General features: G+C 46.4%; 9 protein-coding genes. 4 read left to right on the top strand and 5 right to left on the bottom strand.

The features are described from left to right. Positions 1–593: 593 nt before the first annotated feature. The 4 genes from EXU57_RS03175 to EXU57_RS03160 all read right to left on the bottom strand — a co-directional run bounded on the left by EXU57_RS03175 (position 594) and on the right by EXU57_RS03160 (position 5,260). Positions 594–1,859, bottom strand: coding sequence for a S41 family peptidase (locus EXU57_RS03175; protein WP_133266699.1), 1,266 nt, complete (start codon positions 1,857–1,859; stop codon positions 594–596). Between the two features lie 171 nt (positions 1,860–2,030). Continuing rightward, positions 2,031–2,396 carry a DUF2200 domain-containing protein gene (locus EXU57_RS03170; RefSeq protein WP_133266698.1) on the bottom strand — a complete coding sequence of 122 codons (366 nt, stop codon included), beginning with the start codon at positions 2,394–2,396 and terminating at the stop codon, positions 2,031–2,033. A 203-nt stretch (positions 2,397–2,599) separates the two neighbouring features. After that, entirely contained in the window at positions 2,600–3,505 is a 906-nt protein-coding gene (locus tag EXU57_RS03165) for an SDR family oxidoreductase (protein WP_133266697.1), read from the bottom strand. 705 nt (positions 3,506–4,210) lie between these two features. After that, on the bottom strand, positions 4,211–5,260 hold the full coding sequence (locus tag EXU57_RS03160) for an adenylate/guanylate cyclase domain-containing protein (RefSeq protein ID WP_133266696.1): 1,050 nt from the start codon (positions 5,258–5,260) through the stop codon (positions 4,211–4,213). Between the two features lie 546 nt (positions 5,261–5,806). Here EXU57_RS03160 and EXU57_RS03155 point away from each other — a divergent pair. Then, positions 5,807–8,773, top strand: coding sequence for a glycoside hydrolase family 2 protein (locus EXU57_RS03155; RefSeq protein WP_133266695.1), 2,967 nt, complete (start codon positions 5,807–5,809; stop codon positions 8,771–8,773). Between the two features lie 191 nt (positions 8,774–8,964). Here EXU57_RS03155 and EXU57_RS03150 read toward each other — a convergent pair whose 3' ends face one another. Then, on the bottom strand, positions 8,965–10,323 hold the full coding sequence (locus tag EXU57_RS03150; protein ID WP_133266694.1) for a vanadium-dependent haloperoxidase: 1,359 nt from the start codon (positions 10,321–10,323) through the stop codon (positions 8,965–8,967). A gap of 223 nt (positions 10,324–10,546) precedes the next feature. On the opposite strand from EXU57_RS03150, the gene EXU57_RS03145 reads away from it, so the two are divergent. From EXU57_RS03145 to EXU57_RS03135, 3 genes are all read left to right on the top strand, one after another. Next, the gene (locus EXU57_RS03145; protein ID WP_243745487.1) at positions 10,547–14,014 is read left to right on the top strand and encodes a VCBS repeat-containing protein; all 3,468 of its coding nucleotides are present in this window, start codon (positions 10,547–10,549) and stop codon (positions 14,012–14,014) included. Between the two features lie 684 nt (positions 14,015–14,698). Then, positions 14,699–16,534: a glycoside hydrolase family 2 protein gene (locus EXU57_RS03140; RefSeq protein ID WP_133266692.1), complete on the top strand. Its 1,836-nt coding sequence runs from the start codon at positions 14,699–14,701 to the stop codon at positions 16,532–16,534. A gap of 165 nt (positions 16,535–16,699) precedes the next feature. Further along, positions 16,700–18,250 (top strand): alpha-N-arabinofuranosidase, encoded by a 1,551-nt coding sequence (locus EXU57_RS03135; RefSeq protein ID WP_207955370.1) that lies wholly within the window; start codon positions 16,700–16,702, stop codon positions 18,248–18,250. Positions 18,251–18,297: the final 47 nt, after the last annotated feature.

Raw genomic sequence — 18,297 nt, 5'->3', positions numbered from 1 at the left:
TTCTATAAACAGGGCGCTCCTATGGAGCGGAATTCAAGGGTTCTATCAAAAACTATATTCTCTTCGTGTATTCCTGGCTTTCTCTGCTGCTCTGGGGTAACAATCTTATTTGTTGAAGGGTTTCGATTGAATAGGTGGCTCCTCATGAGCCGCTAATTATTAATGTTCGCTTCTTTTTACAAACAGGGCGCTCCTATGGAGCGGAAGTCAAGGGTTCTGTCAAAAAACTATATTCTTTTCGTGTATTCCTGGTTTTTCTGCTTCTGTGGGTAACAACCTTATTTGTTGAAGGATTTTGATTGAACAGGTGGCTCCTCTTGAGCCCTCAACATCGTCGTGCGCTTCTTTCTATAAACAGGGCGCTCTTATGAAGCAGAAGCAAAGGGTTTAGTCAATGGCATTCTGATCTCGTTTATTCCTTCCTTTCTCTGCTGCTCTGCAGTAGCCTCTTTTCAAAAAGGTTTCTAAGTTTACAAGGGGCTCCCCCCGGAGCGTAAACAAGGCTAAGCATGTCAGTAATCACATATCAACATGAAAACAAAACCAAACCCATGTATTCCTGGCCTTGTTGCGAAACGCTCCTCTTGTAAATCCTATTTATGTATGATTAGCGCTGCAACCTGTTCAATCCAGTCTTGTTGGTTGTTAAGCATAATCGCTGGTTTAATACCATAATCTTCGTACAGCAGCCGCTCCTTCGATCGTTTCATGTCTGTAGGATACACTGCGAACAGGTTGCTGGGTAACCTCAGCGTCCTTCCGAAATTGCTGCCATAAGCCAGCATCCCTTTCGTGGTTTGTCCTACGGTGGTAACGTTCTTAAGTTTACGTAATCGAAGGGTGAGGAGTTCAGCCTGGCTGATGGTTTCGTTGTTAAGCAGTACATATACCCTTTTCTTTCTCGCAAATCGTTTTACCAGGTTAAAGTAATTATTGGCCGGTTTTTTCGCTCCCCCTTCATTGTTCCTGAGATCGAGGATCATGTAAGCACCGTTTAAGGCATTCCGGACCGAATCGTAAAACTTTTTAGAAGCCTGCGCAGTCGCCGGGTTAAGTTGAAAACTCCCGACCCGCAGGTACTGGATATTACCGGCGATATTCTTTAGTACAAACCGTGGGGTGGTTGCCGGAAGGCGCACATGGTCGATCCCCGCGCTGTCTTTAGCATAGACCCCACCAAAGAGCGACCCATAAAATGAGGCGTTGAGAAGGGAATGGTTACGATATCTTTCAACAGGGTAGAGGTAGTAATTCTTTGTAATCGGGTGGCTATAGATTGCTTTGAATAATCCTGGTTCAAACTCGAACAGATTTATAGCAATCTGCCCCGCTTCCCACCAGTTAACCTTACTGGATAATACAACTCCGGTATATTCCTTAGGGCTTTTTTTGAACAGTCCGACAGTATATAAGTTGCCGTAGTAATAAATCCCTTCGATTGAATCCAGGGGTTTATTTTCAAGTTGCCGCTTTAGGGAGTCGAAATCAATAGAGAGGCTGGGAAATTCGCGGAATGCCTTTGAGGATAAGTATTGTTGAATGCTTTCCTCCGTTTTAAACTGGCTATAGTCGGGTACCTGGTAAAATCCCAGGTGATTGTCGCGAATTGGAAACAGGAGTTGCGCAAGATTATAGAAATAGCGATAATCGCCGGTATTGCTCACGGAGTCGACAACCAGTTTTTTATAAAGGGCTTCATAAGCAAGCCGTTTCCTTTTTTGTATTTGTGCCTGGTACGAAGGTGTTTTTTCAATAATGTTCCTGAGTGCATATAAGTCCGCTAAATAGGGGCTGTTCTGTGCTGGCGAGATGAAGACATGAGAAGATAAGACCAACATTATTAGTATCCTTAATTTCATCCGAGACGGTATAAAGGTTGTCGATTATTATGTATGTAGTACCGGTAGCCAGGCTGGATGTAGCTGTTTTGCCACCGCGACAATAGCGGTTGAATTTCGCGGCCTGCCAGGCCGTTGGATGTATCCATCCATATACAGACGAACAGTAGCCTCATGCTTCGCACAAAAACTTTACGAGCCCCTTAATATTTTCTCCATCTTTTTGCCTTTAGCCAATTCATCTACCAATTTGTCTAGATACCTGACCTGCTGCGTCAGGGGTGTTTCAATTTCTTCAACGCGGTAGCCGCAAATTAATCCTGTGATGAGGTTTGCATTTGGATTAAGCTTTGCCTTCTCGAACAGGGTTTTAAACGTTGCTTTCTCATCAATGAATTCCTGCAATCTCTTTTCATCGAAACCGGTAAGCCACTGTATTACCATGAGCAATTCTTGCTTAGTTCTTCCTTTACTTTCGACTTTTTTGATATAATAGGGATAAACTGAAGCGAACGTCAGCTTTGCTATTTTCTCGTCGTGTTCGGGTGTTGTTATCATGTTTTTTGTAGAGTTGTATTGCAATTGTTTATGTCGTTTGACAGTTATTCGGTGGTCGTTTCGTACTTGAGTTCCCTTCCGTTCGCAAGTTGTTCGCCCGTAAGCAATTTAGCTAACCCGGAAATTATAGCTGAAATGCCGGGTGAGCCCAGGTAGTGCCAAGCTCTTGTTAACAGCATTTTAGTTTATCTGTAATCATCGGGCTAAGCATATGTGCTCACCTTTTCTGCGTATTGATTTACATTGGTTAGTTGTATAGGAAAAACTTTCAAAGTGCCTGTCATCTCTATTTCACTCCCATGCGCTACGCCCAACATAAGTGCCGCAAATGTTTTACTTAACCAGTCACCTTCTTCTGCCAGTTGTGTCATTAACGCATCCTCGGGTACAAACGTAAGTTCAAACTTTTTGCCTTGCTTGGTTTCAAATATATTTACTACTTCCAACTGACTTAAAGCCGCAGGGCCGCCCAACTCAAAAATTCTGTTCCTGGCCGCGGGGTTATCTAGTGCAGCTACCGCAAATGACGCCACGTCTTTAATGGCTATCCAGGAAAGACGGTTTTTACCTTCACCAAATATTGTGGCTTTTCCGTTGACATAATCAAATCCTACAGCGGGACCTAGCCATATTTCCATAAAGCAAGTGGGTTGCAGAATGGTATAATTCAGCCCGCTTCGGGTCAGATGTTCTTCCACTTTACGTTTAGCTGTTTGTAGCGCAAACTCACCGGGCATTGGAGAAAACGAAATGAAAACAAAGTAATTTACGCCAGCTGCAACTGCAGCATCAATCAGGTTGATCTGTCCTTCATCATCAACTGTTTGAATGGTATCACCAGTCTGCCTTGACAGTGTAGAGGACACTGTGGAAATGACTGCATAAACACCCTGTAGCGCAGTTTGTAGTGAGGCCTTGTCTTTCAGGTCACCAAACACTGTTTTAACCCCCAATTGTTCTAGCTGACTTATTTTATTGACATCCGACGAGGTCCGCACCAATCCTTTTACCTGTTTGTTTTCTTCAATTAACTGGCGGCAAATTTCGCCACCTAGATGTCCGGTAGCGCCTGCTACAAGTACGGCAGAGGAATTCTGTGGGTTATTCATGTTATTTGTTTTGGTTGTTTGTTGAGTATCAAGCTTAAGGTGACATTTATGAGGTTTGCGGTGTTTTTAAAAAAGCTGAAGGTAACCTATGGGTGTTTGCGTAGCGGCAACAGGCTAGTGACCTGATTAAAGATATAAATTCCATTGTCTAATTGCAACTGATAGCCCGCTCTCAAATAAGTTCTCAATCTCCCTCCTATTGCGAACAGACGAAAGAGTCGCGTTCTTATCGGCTGATTGATGTTTTCTCAGATACTTGAAAATGTTATGTAAATCGTCCTGGTGGCATTCAAACATTTCAACTTTAGCTTAATAATTAAACCCCTTGGCAGAATGTTTATTGCTCCCCTTAGTCTACTTTCTGGTTTGTCAATTTTGTGTGCCTTATTAAGTGTCTTTTTTAAAATGTGGTTTAAGGAATTAGTAATTTCTATTTAAGATTGCTCCTGAGCCGGACTCACCACAAATAAAAAGGTTGGCAAGGGCTTGAAAAATGTCGTTTAATTATCGCCAGCAAGGAACTCCGCTAAATAGGGTTTCAAGAAGTACAAGGGAGTGACACCCGTCCGAACTGGTTCATCCGGGCGGACAACCGGAGCCGCATTAAACTCCACTGCCGGTTCCATAAAAAAACCTGGTAGCGTAAGGGCCTACCAGTTAGCCGGCATTATGCTGTTTTTACCTGTTGTGTGTTTTCGAATTTCGTTAATCCGGAACCCGCGAAGCGGGTTGGATATTGATTACACTATACAGTTCGACTTCTGTTTCCTTGCCGCGAAGCAATACCTTGTCTATCCTTTCCCACCGGAAGCCGTTTTTTTGTTCAAGCCGGTTCATAAGCTGTTCTGATACGAGGCAATCCCGCCCGTATTTATTACATTGATCCTGGATTCGTGAAGTCGTATTTAGCACATCTCCGTTATACACAATCTCCCGTTTTAGATCACCAATTTGAGCACTTACAACTTTACCAAAATGCAGTCCCGCTTTGAATACCGGTTTTACGCCAAAATTTCTAAGATAATGGTCGCTATTTCTGAGCAGGTTTTCCTGGAACATGAAAAACGATTTCAGGCAATTTGAGTTTTTCAGGCCATGCTCAACTTGCCATGTAAGAACCACTTCATCGCCTACATATTGATAGATTTCCGCTCCGGTTTGCAGTACGGGTTCTGAAATTTCATGGAAGATTTCGTTAAGCAGGGTATAGAAACGTACATGCCCCAGTTGCTCTGCAATGGTAGTGGATGACTTCATATCAAGGAACATAAAGATCCTTTCCTCCTCGCGGGGTTTATGATACCGGCCCATGATAAATTTCCACAAAACCCCCTGACCGAGCAGGTGGTTGATCTGCAGGAACAATACAAGTAAGCTGTAGATTGCAAGGGTATAAACGACTAAAATCAATTGTTTCGAAGACGTTACCAAAGCCAGAAGCTCACCGATTGTGCGACCTCTAAACAACCCGTCAATAGCTGCTACGGCAACTGTGACAGCATAAATAACGGTCGTGTAGAGCAGGGATTTGATGACAAGAATTCCTGTAAATGACCATTGCCGAAAGTGCGTTTTAGCTTTCGGGAACAGGAATAATTCCAGCAAGCCGAAGGCAAGGCCGAGAGGGAACCCGATCAACACGCTTTTACGATCGAGGCGATCCTGGTCGATGAGTTGATATACTACCCCGGCCAAACTTGTGAATAGGCAAATCAGGCCCAGGGTTTTGAATTTGCTTATGAAATGGGGTTGCATGTCCGGAGATTATGCCATTGGATAGTATTCTCATACACAAGGTAGATAGTATTTCAAGGAATGTCCTTTACCCAATATCTGACGTGATGTAAATAGAACATTATTTCACCTTGGATATAAGTCCGGGATATGACCAGCAGAGCAATGTCGAAAAGTCCGGTTGTGCCCGCGGGTATTCGGATAGAAATTCCAGCATTACAGACAGAATGATTGCCGGGTCACCTTCCATTGATGTTTTGCATGCAAGGTTTACCGGGTGCACATGGTTATGCGCAGGGGACAACAGCTGGCAGACTATGTGCCGATTTGTAGCGATCAGGGATGCAGGATAGGGCAGGTTAGATGCTTATCATTATTCCCCGAACTTTCCTGCTAATGTTTACAGCTGATGGTTGTGCATAGTTCATGTTAAGTCAACAGCACAATACGAATCGCCTGATTGATTCCTAGGTCAACATCGTAAAGGGATTAGTTGGTTTGTAAACGAATTGTTTTTAGGATCCCGGCTTTATCAACTGAGTAACTATTGCTGCTTTATAACGTCATATGAAAACTTACACCGTACGCATTTTCGTTTTTTTATTAACCGGATTGCTTCTTGCACAGCCTGGCCGGGCGCAAAGGGTCAAATACAATTTCAACCCGGGATGGAAGGTATTTGTTGGCGATGCAAAAGGGTTGGAACAACCGGGTGCAGACGATGCCTCCTGGAAGAAAGTAACCCTGCCATGGGCATGGAACGAAGACGAGGCTTTCAGGAAGGATATTGTTGACCTGTCAACGGGTATCGCATGGTATCGCAAATGTTTCAAATTACCTGCATCTGCAAAGGGCCAGAAAATATTTCTCGAGTTTGAAGGCATCCGGCAGGCGGGCGACTTTTACCTCAACGGTAAACACATCGGCTTACATGAAAATGGTGTCACGGCCTTTGGCTTTGATGTAACCGATGTTGTGAAGCATGGTGCTGACGAAAATATCATTGCGGTAAGAATTGACAACAGCTGGGATTACCGGGAGAAGGCTACCAACACGAAATATCAATGGGAAGATAAAAACTTCAATGCCAACTACGGTGGCATCAATAAAAATGTTTACCTGCATATCGTTCCTAAAGTTTATCAGACCCTTCCCCTCAATTTAAATTTAGGTACAACCGGGGTTTACATATATGCCGACAACTATAATATCAAGGGTAGCTCGGCAACAATACATGCCGAATCTGAAGTGAAAAACGAAAGTGGTCAGCCACAAGCAATCACCTATTCGGTAACAATTAGTGAATTGAATGGGCAAGTGGTTAAACACTTTTCCGGCGACAAAATCAGTATTGCTCCGGGTGAAACCAAAATTGTAAAAGCTGCTTCACTGGTAGCTGGTCTCCATTTCTGGAGCTGGGGTTACGGTTACTTGTACAATGTGCAAACAACACTTAGCATCAACGGTAAACCCACCGATGTGGTGCATACCAAAACCGGGTTAAGAAAAACAGCGTTCGAAAACGGGATGATTTACCTGAACGACCGGGTGCTCATGGTGCACGGCTATGCACAGCGAACATCAAATGAGTGGCCGGCAATTGGGTTATCGGTTCCGGCATGGTTAAGTGATTACAGCAACAAGCTGATGGTGGAAAGTGGGGGAAACCTGGTACGTTGGATGCACATTTCTCCTTGGAAGCAGGATGTAGAAAGTTGTGACCGGGTAGGGCTGCTGCAGGCAATGCCCGCAGGGGATGCAGAAAAAGACGTTGATGGTACAAGATGGGAGCAGCGGAAGGCAGTAATGCGCGATGCCATCATCTACAATAAAAATAACCCAAGCATCATTTTCTACGAGTGCGGCAACGAGTCGATCAGCGAAAAGCATATGCAGGAGATGAAAGCCATCCGGGATCAGTACGACCCTCATGGTGGAAGGGCGATTGGTTCCAGGGAGATGTTGGATAGCAAGGCCGCTGAATACGGCGGCGAGATGTTGTACACCAACAAAAGTGGAGACATACCGATGTGGGCCATGGAATACTCAAGGGACGAGGGCTCAAGAAAGTACTGGGACGAATACTCTCCGCCATTTCATAAGGATGGTGAAGGGCCCAAATACAATGGCCAGGATGCCTCGACCTATAACCGCAATATGGAAAGCCATGCTGTGGAGAATGTAAAGCGATGGTTTGAGTTCTGGAACGAAAGACCAGGAACCGGCAAACGCGTAAGCAGTGGTGGGGTCAACATCATATGGTCAGAGACCAATACCCATCACCGGGGTGAAGAGAACTATCGCCGTAGTGGGGAGGTAGATGCTTTGAGGATTAAAAAACAAAATTTTTATGCACACGAGGTGATGTGGGATGGCTGGGTTAGTCCTGAAAAAGCCCGTACCCACATTATCGGTCATTGGAACTACGCTGCAGGTGTTAAGAAAGACATCTTTGTTGTGTCTACTGCCGAAAGGGTTGAACTTAAAGTAAATGGTAAGTCGCAAGGCTTTGGTGAAAAAAGCAATGGCTTCCTGTTTACGTTTAAGGAGGTTGTGTACCAGGCCGGGAACATTAGTGCCGTAGGCTACGATGCACAGGGAAGGCAGCAAAGTACGGCCCGGATCCATACAGCGGGTGAACCAGCAGGGCTGCGCTTGACCGCTGTTAAACGGCCAACCCCGTTTGTTGCCGACGGGCACGACCTGGCGCTGGTGGAAGTTGAGGTTATTGATGCTAAAGGAAGTCGATGCCCCACAGCTCTAAATATGATCACTTATGATTTGAAGGGCGCCGGCGAATGGCGGGGTGGAATGGCGATGGGTCCCGGCAATTATGTGCTCGAGAAAAGCTTTCCGGTTGAAAATGGGGTAAACCGGTTCCTGGTGCGTTCAACCACTAACCCCGGTGTAATAACAATTACGGCGAATGCAGAAGGACTAAAAAGTGCATCTATAAACTTGTCGACCAAAGCATTTCCTGTAACCAACGGTTTAACACAGGTACTGCCATCGGCGGGCTTACCAACACGACTCGAAAGAGGACCAACACCCTCAACACCATCGTTCAATGTTACACGTACCCCAATCAACATCATAGGGGCAGTCGCAGGCGCCAACACCGATACAGCCGCCATGAGCTACGACGATAATGAACTTAGTGATTGGGTGAACGACGGAAAACTGTCCACTGCATGGATAGAATATGAACTCGAGAGAGCCGCAACGATTAGCGAGATATGTGTTAAGCTCAATAACTTTCGATCGCGAGTTTACCCACTGGTGATCACGGTTGACGGCAAAGAAGCTTTCAGGGGTTTAACCAAACCAAGCCTAGGATATTATACGATAAAGTGCAAGCCCCAGACCGGAAAAAGAGTGAAAATACAACTGGCCGACGTATCAAAAGTACAGGGTGAAGACCTGGGTGTGGAAGTATCCGGTAAAAAGCTGGATGATGGTGTAGCAAGAGACGACAAAGATGCAAAAGGAACTTTAAGCATAATTGAACTGGAGGTTTACGAAGCTCTAAAATAGCGTCCCGCGAATTGCCATGTACTAAGCGTGTGGCTATTTGGAAGCATGTAGGATAGTGCGTATACTTATAAGCACAAGCCCCCCGCTGAAGCCATTCGGACGGGAGCGCGACGCAAGGATACTTAACAGGTGTTCTGCAGCGGGGTCCACAAGAAAAAGCAAATGGCTGGCGATGCTTGTTTCACTAGCCGTTACTTGCTCATTGCTGCTGTAACCGTGCTGTTTTCTTTTCGCGTTACCAGTTTCCTGCTAACATACGTTCCAACTTGTCCCCCTTCTTTGATACCGTTTTCGATCGCAGGCATGTAATGAATACCTCCATAGTACCTGCTGATTGCTGCTTCCGCAGCTGCGTCTTTAAACGATTTAAATTTCCTGGCTGGTAAGCCAAACTCCATTTCCGATGAATCGGTAAAGTTGAAATGCTCACCGAACAAACGGCTCAGCATAATGGCGGCGGCAGTCGAAATTACACTGTGCCCGCTTGTATACTCCGGGAAGGGTGGGGTTTGTAGTAGAGGTTGCCAGTTCGGATCGATGTATTGGTTGATATATGTTTCCGGGCGGATAACATTGCTCCGGTACTTTTCGTCCCAGCAACTGATAAAACCATCGGCTATTGCAATGGCCACGGAGGCATATGCTTCAAGAGACTGGGCAATGCCGGCCCCGGCTTTTTTAGAACAAAGTGCCGTTATGTTTATCCAGTGGCCCCCCGGTGAAATTTTTTTTGTTGCAAAAAGTACGTGGCCCCTTACATTCATTTTAAAGGGATTGCAATCCCAGAAGTTCGCAAGTTCTTCCTGACGGGGAGTAAGCTTTAAACCAGCCTTGTACACCGATAGCGCTTCCTGGTAGAAAGGTGCACTGGTATCAGTCGAAAACTTTGTTGGCGGCGGTGGGGTAAACTGTTGCGCCGAGTCAATTACAAACGGACGGATCCTGCTCCAATGCGGCTCTATAGCTTTTATATAGGCCGGTGGGGTTGGTTTCCACGTGTCGGGTTCTTCGATGATAGAGTAACGGGGAAGGGAGCGTGTCTGCCTGTAGTTGTCTTTAGCAGCCCATGCTAGTATATGAACCGACACCATTTTGCCATACGCTATTGAGTTCTGGTAAGTTTCCTTCGGCATACCGGACTGCTCAAATTCTTTTAACAACTGTTCGTAGGCGGTAACCAATTTTTGTTCTGAAATTATCATCGTTTTGGCAACATGTACTATTGCTGTTACCGCGGACAAGCTTGCACTGAAAGCCGGCTTCTCGGAGGTTAATACAGGTAAGGGGTTTAAACCTGTGAGTTGCCCGGCAAAACTCCTATAGCCGGGATTTGCCGGTAGTGCAGCTTCGTAACCGGCAATTGTCGTATACGCATAGGTGCGACTGGCCACTGGTGGAGAATAAATGTCGAAAACGATGATGTCGGTAACGTTTTTGATCGCCCGGTGTACAAAAGCTGCGTTTTCAGTGGTATGTCTCCAGTCTTTTGTTGCAAAAACAGGTGTAGTGACTAGCACGCAGCAAAAAACAAGCAGGAAAATCATTTTCATGGCACAATCTGGCTTCGCAACAGAAAATCTGCGGCCCTCAACCAAAAGTAAAACTTTCGTTCATCTGAACCAAAGGTTGAGTAAGTGCGGTTCAGCGATGAAAATGTTTTGATTTTCGTGAAAATTGATACTTTCAATTATGCTTCGCCATTTTTTAAAGCCGATCCTGGTATTTGTGTGTAGTTCCTTGCTTCTGTTGGTGGGTCACGCCCAAAAACCGACATTGTTTAATCTGCTGCCGCAAACGCAGACAGGGGTAACCTTTAAAAACACCATTACCGAAACCGACAGCCTTAACATCCTCAATGAGGCATACATCTATAACGGGGGTGGCGTCGGCATTGGTGATTTCAATAACGATGGTCGCCCGGACATGTATTTTTCCGGTAACATGGTTTCGAACAAACTCTACCTGAATGAAGGCGGGATGAAGTTTCGCGACATCACCGCCAGCGCAGGCGTAACAGGAGAGGGACGCTGGTGTTCTGGTGTTTCTGTAGTTGACATCAATGCAGACGGCTGGCTGGACATCTATGTATGTGCCACTTTCAGAAAAGCCAAATCAAAGCGCAAAAACCTGCTGTACATCAACCAGGGGGTGAACAAGCAAGGCATACCCGTATTTAAAGAAATGGCGACCAGTTATGGTTTAGCAGATGATGGTTACAGTACCCAGGGGGTTTTCTTCGACTACGATCATGATGGTGACCTCGACATGTACCTGGTGACAAATACCCTTGATGACCCAAAAACATCCATTAAGTTCAGGCCAAAAGTAGTTGATGGCAGCGCCCTGAACACCGACCATCTCTACCGGAACAATGGCAACCAAACGTTCACCGATGTGTCGCGGGAAGCAGGGATCCTTATAGAAGGCTGGGGCCATGCCGCATCCATTTCGGATGTCAACGCCGATGGCTGGCCCGACATCTACGTCAGCAACGATTTTCATGCTAACGATATCCTGTACATCAACAATCGAAACGGAACGTTCAGCGATCGTATCACTGAATATTTTAAACATACCAGCTGGTTTACGATGGGCACCGACATTGTCGACATCAACAACGACGGGCTCGTTGATGTAATTGCGCTGGATATGTTACCCGAGAGTAACCTGCGCAAGAAAGGCATGTTAATGGGCAACGAATATTACAATTACTTCAACAGCAAAAAGTTTGGCTACCAGCACCAATACGTACGCAATGTTTTGCAGCTCAATACCGGCAATACTCCCGAGGGTCACCCCAGGTTCCAGGAAGTTGGTTATATGGCTGGTATCTATCAAACAGACTGGAGCTGGGATCCACTTGTTGCCGATTTCGACAACGACGGCTTTCGCGATCTCATCATCACGAATGGCTTACCCCGCGATGTAACCGATCTCGACTACATTTCGTTTGATAACGGGCAGGCTGCTGGCAAGGTAACTACCTCCCTCAAACTGGTAGATAAATTACCTGTAGTGAAAATATCAAACTATGCCTTCAAAAATTCAGGAGGCTTTATGTTTGAAAATGCTACGAAAGACTGGGGGTTGAGTAAACCTTCGTTTTCGAACGGTGCGGCCTATGCCGATCTCGACAACGATGGCGACCTCGATGTAGTGGTGAACAATATCAATGAAACCGCTTTTGTTTACGAGAATACATTGATCAGATCCGGCCCTAATTCAACCCATTATCTGGCGGTGTCGCTCAAAGGTACCAACAGCAACCTCACCGCGATCGGTGCAACAGTAAGGCTTTATTATGGCGGCAGGCAGCAGGTTTACGAACACCAGCCATGTCGCGGTTACTTGTCTACCGTTGACGCAAAAGCACATTTCGGCCTTGGCGAAACCGTTAAGATCGACTCGCTACGGGTTACATGGACCAGCGGGGCTACTACACTGCTAACCGGATTAGGTGTTGATCAAACCATAGCAATCAACGAAGCGACAGCTACGAAAACACCGACTTTTTCTGATGGCGTAAAACCTTCCGGCCTTTTAGCGGAGGTGTCCGCGCAGGTTGGACTTAAATTTAAACACCAGGAAAAGGAGGCAGTTGACTACAACATTCAACCAACACTGCCTCACAAACTCAGCCAGTATGGTCCTGGAATAGCTGTAGCAGATATCGACAAGAATGGTCTTGAAGACGTTTATATTGCCGGTTCGCCTGGTAGGCCCGGGGTGTTTTACATGCAGGATGCCAAGGGGCAGTTTACCCTCGATCCCGCAAGAATACTGCAGGAAAACAATACCGCTACAGAAGAGATGGGGGTATTGCTTTTTGATGCAGACAACGACGGTGACCCGGATTTATATGTAGTTGCAGGCAGCTATGAGTTTTCACCAGATCATCCGGGAAACCAGGACCGACTGTACCTTAACGATGGCAATGGGTATTTTAATTGGGCTCCAACTGCCTTGCCGAAGGAGTTGGCAAACGGATCGTGTGTGCGTGCTGCAGATTGGGACCAGGACGGCGACCTTGACCTGTTTGTTGGAGGACGCAGTGTTTCAGGTGCATACCCCGCAGCTCCAAGAAGTTTCTTGCTGCGAAATGATGGTGGAAAGTTTACGGATGTTACCGCGCAATATTGTCTGCCACTTGCAAATGCCGGGATGATAACGGATGCGCTATGGTCGGACTTTAATAACGATGGCAAACCCGACCTGGTGCTGGCGGGAGAGTGGATGCCCATAACTTTTCTCAGGAACACGGGAACTACTTTTGAAATAACGAAAAACACCGGGGTCGAGGAACATGCTGGCTGGTGGAACAGCCTGGTTGCAGGTGATTTCGACCGTGATGGCGATATTGATTACGTTGCCGGTAACCTTGGACTAAACTCAAACTTTAAGGCTACCGCACAGGAGCCAATGACCGTTTATGCAAAGGATCTTAACGAAAACGGACGGCTCGATCCAATGTTATTTTGTTATACGCTTTCGACCGACAGTTCCCGCAAGCCGTACCCTATGCATACGCGCGACGACCTGATTAGTCAACTGATTACAATCCGCAAAAAGTACCCGACCTATAAATCTTTTGGTCGTGCTTCCCTGGCTGATTTGTGGCCACCGGATTTGACCCGTGGGGCACTGGTGTTAAAGGCAACCGACATGAACAGCAGCTACTTCGAAAACAAGGGTAATGGTCAGTTTACCATTAAGGCGCTGCCACTTGAAGCGCAGACCGCACCAGTATATGGTATCATAAATAAGGACATAAACGAAGATGGTTTCGACGACTTGTTATTGGTTGGAAATGACCACGGCATGGAACCCGGAAGCGGACGGCACGATGCTTTTAACGGCTTGTACCTGCAAGGGGATGGGAAAGGGAACTTCGACCCGGTACCGTTAGCGCAGAGCGGCTTTTATGTTCCCGGGGACGCCAAGGCGTTAGCAGGAGTTCATAGTCCCCGCGGCAACCTTTTTCTCGCAACGCAAAACCAGGACAGCATGGTGGTCTTTGCAAGGTCAGCAAGTCTGCCGGCAAGCACGCCCCGGTGGATCCAATTCAAGGACCAGGAATTTACCGCGGAACTTACTTACGGGAACGGCAGTAAGCAGAAAGTAGAATGTTACTATGGCTCAACTTTCCTGTCGCAGGGCACCCGGATATTGCAAATAAATAACGATGTAAAGGAAGTTATCATCTCAGATTTCAAAGGCAACAAACGAACAGTTCCCTTGTAGTCGTACTAAAATGCTCATGACAAGCTTCTCCGTCGGGGCTTATTTGTTCAAATTAAAGAGCCTTTAATTAATCAGTCTGGTAGTGGTTGTGAGGGCTGCCAGCCACATGGATTAAAAAAACTTACTGGGGCGAATTTATCAGGTGAATTCGAAAATACGTTTAACTTACATTTGTTTCAAACCTGTTAAATCAGCGGAGAAGCTGCCAGAGAATTGTTAAAATTTCCGCAGCTATTTTTGGATTTAACGGGTATACTTTCTAACGATCAACTATGATATTGCTCTGCCCAGCCGCCCTCCCCAGGGGTCATCCATAATTGGTACTTATTACCTTGCGCCCCGGCAATCTAAAATGCAAAAGGGCCGGTATGGTTTACATGCCCTATCAAATACAACTTTATTCGTCAGTTCAGTCGGTGATGCTTAACAGCAGATCCGTGTGGGTAATTGCTCAACTGATATTCACTTACTATCAACGAGTCAGCAATGAACGACGTTGTTTGGCTGGTTATGGTAAGCGAACGCGGGGCTACAATAGGAAGCGGTAAGCAGCATCACGTCTAATGATTTGTTGAGAACGCTTTAAATACCCGGGTACACTCGTCCGCCAGGTGCAGGGTATTAGTGCGAGTCGGCAGGATGCACAAGATTTGTCAATTATAAACAAAGGGTAAAATATTTAGCATGTTGAAGAAATTCGTATTTCTCCTGAATTCGGTTTACCTGTTCTCAGGCGTCATTTTTGGCCAGGGCACCGATTGGAAAATGGTTCCCGGCAAAATCAGCAGCCCCTGGGCGGAAAAGGTGAACCCAAAAATGGTTCATGCCGAGTATCCCAGGCCACAGATGGTTCGGGGCAACTGGAAAAACCTCAACGGTTTGTGGGACTACAGCATACTTCCAAAAGACCTACCAAAACCCAATGGTCACCAGGGAAGCATACTGGTTCCGTTTGCCGTGGAGTCCGCCTTATCAGGTGTTGGTAAAACTGTTGGAAAGGACAGTATGCTGTGGTACAGAACTGAGTTTACGCTTACAGATGGTATGAAAGGCAAAAACGTTCTCCTTCACTTTGGGGCAGTTGATTGGCGTACCGAGGTATACGTTAATGGCCGGAAGGTTGGCACACACGACGGCGGCTACGATCCTTTTTCCTTCGACATCACCGACGCCCTAAAAAAGGGTACCCAGCAACTGGAAGTGAGTGTATGGGACCCATCTGATCGCGGTCCTCAGCCACGAGGTAAGCAGGTAACCAGGCCCAATGGAATATGGTATACCCCGGTAACAGGTATATGGCAAACCGTTTGGATCGAAGGAGTTCCAAAGACATATATCGCGAACTTTAAACAAACTCCCGACATTGATAAACAAACGTTGTCCGTTCAGGTGGATGCAAAAAATTTGCAGCCCGGGGACCGGGTGAGAGTTACGGCTTTAGACGGCCAGGCCAAGGCCGATGAGCAATTTGTCACTCCCGGCCAGCCGCTGGCCCTATCCGTTAAAAGCCCAAAATTGTGGGCGCCGGAAAACCCATTCCTTTACGACCTTTTGATTTCTATTGTACGCAATGGCAAAACAGTTGATGAAGTAAAGAGCTACTTCGCGATGCGAAAAATATCAATGAAGCCCGATGCCAATGGGATGCAAAGGATGTTGCTAAACGACAAATTTGTTTTCCAGTTTGGTCCGCTCGACCAGGGTTGGTGGCCCGACGGTTTGTATACTGCACCTTCTGCAGAGGCGCTTACTTATGATGTTGACAAAACCAAACAGATGGGCTTCAACATGATCCGTAAACACGTAAAGGTTGAACCCGCGATCTGGTATAACTACTGCGATAAAGTTGGTATGCTCGTTTGGCAAGACATGCCGAGCGGCGACCTGGGTGCAAAGTGGAACAACCGGCCAGGTATGGAAGGCGATGGCGATATGACGCGTTCACCGGAATCGGAAAATATTTTTAGATCGGAATGGAAGGAGATCATGGACGATCTGCACAACTTTCCCAGCATAGTGGTGTGGGTGCCATTTAATGAAGCCTGGGGTCAATTTAAGACTACCGAGATTACCAATTGGACCATGAATTATGATCCTTCAAGGCTTGTAAACAGCGCAAGTGGTGGCAATTTTCATGAAACCGGCCATATCATGGACCTGCACAATTACCCCGGCCCGGCCATGCCAAAGGCAAGCCTCTTTGGGAAAAAGCAGGCGATAGTGCTTGGTGAATATGGAGGACTCGGGCTGCCGATTGAAGAACATACCTGGCAGGATAAAAATAACTGGGGCTACCGGACCTTCAGAAACGCAGACACACTGTTTACAACCTATGCGTCGTATATCGATCAACTCGTGCCGTATATCCAAAAAGGATTATCGGCTGCAGTTTATACCCAAACAACCGATGTTGAAGTGGAAACAAACGGGCTTATGACCTACGATCGTAAAGTCATGAAAATCCCCGAAGCAAAACTCAAAGCGGCTCACGAAAAGCTCTATGCCGTAAAGGTGCAATAGGATTGCTGAAAATAGCTTTTTCACCTTTTTGAAATAGAGCACCAGTAGCATGGGCGAATTTCTTGGATTGTCTTTGTTAACAATTTAACTTTCGCCCACCCGCTTAACCGGGCCGTATCCGCCATTGCACACTTAAAACACTAACTACTCTATAACTCCTGATCTATGATGAAACGGCTTTCCCTTGTCGCCATGGCAATTGGCGCTCTCCAGCTTACCGCTGTCGCTCAAACTACAACTTTGCAAATTGATGGAGCAGCTCCCAAAAACACCATCAGCAGGCACATATATGGCCATTTTGCAGAACACCTTGGCCGTTGCATTTACGATGGCTTTTGGGTTGGCGATTCGATAAAGGTTCCCAAAAAAGATCGCATTCGCCTCGACGTAGTTGATGCGCTAAAAAAAATAAACATACCAAACCTTCGCTGGCCTGGCGGTTGTTTTGCCGACGAATACCATTGGCGTGATGGTATCGGACCACGCAAGCAACGCCCCAAGATGGTGAACACCAACTGGGGTGGGGTTACCGAAGACAACAGCTTTGGTACGCACGAGTTTATGGAGTTGTGCTCATTGCTTAAAACCGAGCCTTATATCGCCGGTAACGTAGGCAGTGGCACCGTAGAAGAAATGGCGAAGTGGGTGGAGTATTTTAATGCAGGCGGTGAAAGTTCAATGGCAGCTTTGCGCAAACAAAACGGCCGGGCCGAACCCTGGAAGGTAACTTATTGGGGCGTTGGTAACGAGAGCTGGGGATGCGGTGGTAATATGACCCCGGACTATTATGCGGATCTCTACAAGCGATATGCTACCTATGCACGGGATTACCTGGGAGCTCCCCTCAGGAAGATCGCCAGCGGTGCAAACGGTGGAGATTACAATTGGACCGAGGTGATGATGAAAAACGTGCCGCGCAACCAGATGTGGGGTATTACCCTGCATTATTACACCCTTCCTACCGGCAACTGGCGCGGTTCTAAGGGTTCCGCCACCATCTTCGACGAAAAGCTGTACTTCAATACCATGAAGAACTGTCTCCAAATGGAAGAACTTGTCAACCGGCATTCGGCGATCATGGACAAATATGATTCTGCAAAACGGGTTGCATTGGTGGTAGACGAATGGGGTATATGGACCGACGTAGAACCAGGTACGAACCCCGGCTTCTTATACCAGCAAAATAGCTTGCGCGATGCATTAATTGCAGGCACTACGCTAAACATTTTCAACAATCATTGCGATCGCGTTAAAATGGCCAACCTTGCACAAACGGTCAACGTATTGCAGGCGCTTATTTTAACCCAGCGTGAAAAAATGTTGCTGACACCAACCTACCATGTTTTCGATCTGTACAAAGTACATATGGATGCAAAACACCTACCGGTTAAATTTACCAGTCCCGATTATACCATGGGTAACGAAAAAATCCCTGCGATAAATGCATCGGCCTCCCGCGACTCAACCGGTGCAACACATATCACCCTGGTAAATCTTGATCCAAATAAAAAGCAAACCCTAAGTACCACGCTCAATGGTGTACAATGGTCGGGTGTAACCGGTCAGATCGTTACTTCGGGTAAGGTCAACGACATCAATACATTTGAAAACCCGGGTAAAATCAAGGTTCAGAATTTCACCGGGGCCAGCAAACAAGGCAATAACCTCAACATTGAGTTACCGGCACAATCGGTAGTAATGCTCGAACTGAAATAAGGCTACTGCTCACCTGGACGTTGTTTTTTTTGGTACCGGCATTTGTA

The organism is Segetibacter sp. 3557_3, assembly GCF_004354985.1.
Classification (GTDB): domain Bacteria; phylum Bacteroidota; class Bacteroidia; order Chitinophagales; family Chitinophagaceae; genus Segetibacter.
This window is presented reverse-complemented; position numbering and strand designations above follow the sequence as displayed.